We start from the raw sequence: 2,644 nt of genomic DNA on the forward strand, positions 1-2,644 counted from the left end.
GGACAAGGCCGGGCGCTTGACATGATCATCACCGGACGTCCGGTCGAAGCCCGCGAGGCGTTCGCGATCGGACTGGTCAATCGGTTGGTCCCGCCGGGTACAGCCCGCGCAGCAGCGATAGAGTTGGCTCGCACCGTGGCAAGTTTTCCGGCCGATGCACTTGAGCTCGATCGAGCAGGTGTTCTTCGGCAATGGAGTCTATCGGAGGACTGTGCCCTTGATTGCGAATTCTCGGAAGGAATCTCCGCAGGTTCGCCAGCACGCTTGTCACGCTGGTGATATTCGCTCTCATCGACCGCCGCCACGCGATCGTTGCGAGCACACGTCACATGGCAGGCTGGCACGCTGGTTCATGCTGCCGGCCCGGGCTCTTTCCGCGATATGTGACGTGTATTCGGGTCTCTGAGGAGCCGTTTAGCTCTTCAGAACTCCCGGTCGGTGGCCATGAACCGCTCGACCATTTGTGGAACGAGCTTCATCGGATCAGGGACTGGGATGCCCGTCTGCTGCGCAAGGACCTCGGCATAAGCGAGGAGATCACGATAGACCGGTGGAGTGAACTCAACCGTCCCTCTTTTGGGCTTGTCGTCTTCGAGTGCGCCGAGCTTCAGTTTTGCCATCGTCATCCCCTGTAGGGTTCGAGGACAAGATCTCGTGTGACGATGACACGCACCGGGAATCCGGGCCGGATCGTCAGCGTTGGCGGCACGTTAAGCTGACGCCGGATGATTTGTTGCCCGGCATCGTTGATCGTGTCCTGGCCGCCGTTGCGTATCGCTCGCAGCAAGCGGTCTTCGTCGTCAATCGCAAGCTCAGCACCGACGCTCAGCAGCGTGGAAAGGCCTGCGGCCTTGGCGAGTTCCCACCAGTGGTAGTCGACCCCGTCCTCAAGGCCGGCGTACCCCTGTGTATCTGCTCCTGGTTGGCGCTCCAAAACGATGGAGCGTCCGTTCGGGAAGATCAGGCGATTCCATACCAGCAATACTCGCCGCTGGCCGAACTGCACGGCGTTGTCATATTGCCCGATGATGCGTGTGCCCTGCGGCACGAGAAGTATCCGCCCGGTGGGGCTGTCATAGATGTGTTCGGTCACTTGAGCTGTGATCTGTCCCGGCAAGTCGGAGCGGATTCCCGTGATCAGCGCGGCCGGAATCACAGCCCCGGCCTGCAACACGTATGGCGATGCAGGCGCTAGCACGCGGTCAGGCGCGACGGTGCGACGATCGACGGCGGCATCGAGGAAAGCGACTTGGCGATCCTGCGCAGTTGGAGCGTTGAGTTGCCCTGGAAGGCCGAGGCCGGTCAGGTTCGTGGTGGTCGCGGCAATACCCGGCCCGGCGGGAGCCGTAAGTGTGCGTGCATTTGTCTGAAAGAACACGCGACTGGTGCGTGCTGCTTCCTCTTCGGCGAGGCGACGCTGCTCTGCCGGGTCGACCGTCGGCCGAATGGGCGACGGAACGACCGGTTGGCCGCGGTTCTGCGCGTCGAGCATTGGTCGACCGAGATCGCCAGGGAGCGGTGGTCCGAGATGCGGGCCGGTATAGTCGCGTGGCAGGTCAGTAAGACCGTCAGCCGTGGGACGGTTCGTCGTTGAGTAGAGTTCTTCGCTGGCAGGGCCGCCGTGTCGGGTCTGTAGGGCGTATATCAACGCGCCGCCAAGACCCGCGCACGCGATCAGGCCGATCGCCATCAATGCCTTGCGCGACAAGCGGGTCACGCGAGGCGGCTCACCACGCAGTCGCATCGGAGCCGTGGTGTCGCTCGCTGGTCCTTCGGTCTCGATATTGTGGCCATGGTTGTCTGCATCGCTCATGAGGATGGCCTCCCATCGCTGCGGACGATTCTGACAGTTTGCTGGCGGTTGCCGCTGCCGAGCCGCAGTTCCGCGGCGCCGAAGAGCCGATCGACGATCAGGATGTTCTGGTGAATGCGACTGTTGACAATCTGGAGTTCACCTTCCGAGCCGATGACGAATATCGGCGGCATCTCGCCTTGGACGATACCGCGCGGAAACTCGACATAGACGCGACGGCCATCATCGTAGACGGCGATCGGCCGCCACGGCGGACTGTCTCCAGTCAGCGCGTAGCGGTAATTGCGTGCGGCCTGCGCCGGGATGACGGGCGCTGCCGGCACGCCCGGGCGCTGCGAGGCTGGGGGCTGCGGATAGGCCCACGCCACGGCCGGCATGTAGGGACGTTCGCCAGAGCGCAGCTCAATCATGTAGATGCGGCGGTCGGTGGTAATGACAAGGTTCGTGGAGATGTCCGCGCGCGTCGGCTTTACGAGCACATGGACGCGCCGGGTAGTGCCTGATCCGCTTTCGGTGTCGCCGATGATCCATCTCGCGGTATCGCCCGCGGCGATTGGCCCGGCCCCGGTCAGGCTTTCGCCGGGCTCGAGCGCGATGTTGGTGATCTGCCCCGGCGCGGCATAAACTTGATAGAGTGCACCCTCGCTCCAGGGATAAATCTGGATCGCATTGAAGTAGCCTTCGCGACGGGGCTCGACGCGGGCAGCGGCGTTGGCGTTCTCGACCCGGCCGGTCGGTGAATTTGATGCGGTGCCTCCGCGGCTCGGAGTCCAGGCCGGCGGTATGTGCAGCGGTCGCGGTCGCTCATCCGTCAACACGGCAGGCACGGCG

The 2,644-nt window shown here is 63.4% G+C and carries 3 protein-coding genes and 1 pseudogene; 1 reads left to right on the forward strand and 3 read right to left on the reverse strand.

Annotation, left to right across the window (positions count from 1 at the left end; all coding sequences use genetic code 11):
- A pseudogene (locus tag BGN91_RS04450) lies at positions 1-279 on the forward strand (enoyl-CoA hydratase); the annotation flags it as partial.
- A 143-nt stretch (positions 280-422) separates the two neighbouring features.
- Here BGN91_RS04450 and BGN91_RS04455 read toward each other — a convergent pair.
- From BGN91_RS04455 to trbG, 3 genes are all read right to left on the reverse strand, one after another.
- Positions 423-620: a DUF2274 domain-containing protein gene (locus BGN91_RS04455; RefSeq protein ID WP_292610885.1), complete on the reverse strand. Its 198-nt coding sequence runs from the start codon at positions 618-620 to the stop codon at positions 423-425.
- 2 nt (positions 621-622) lie between these two features.
- Complete coding sequence (locus BGN91_RS04460; protein WP_292610887.1) at positions 623-1,813, reverse strand: TrbI/VirB10 family protein; 1,191 nt, start codon at positions 1,811-1,813, stop codon at positions 623-625.
- The coding region (gene trbG, locus BGN91_RS04465) for a P-type conjugative transfer protein TrbG (RefSeq protein ID WP_292610888.1) at positions 1,810-2,644 on the reverse strand (835 nt) is incomplete at its 5' end. The genes BGN91_RS04460 and trbG, both read right to left, overlap by 4 nt.

This window comes from Nitrobacter sp. 62-13, from assembly GCF_001896955.1.
Taxonomy (GTDB): Bacteria; Pseudomonadota; Alphaproteobacteria; order Rhizobiales; family Xanthobacteraceae; genus Nitrobacter.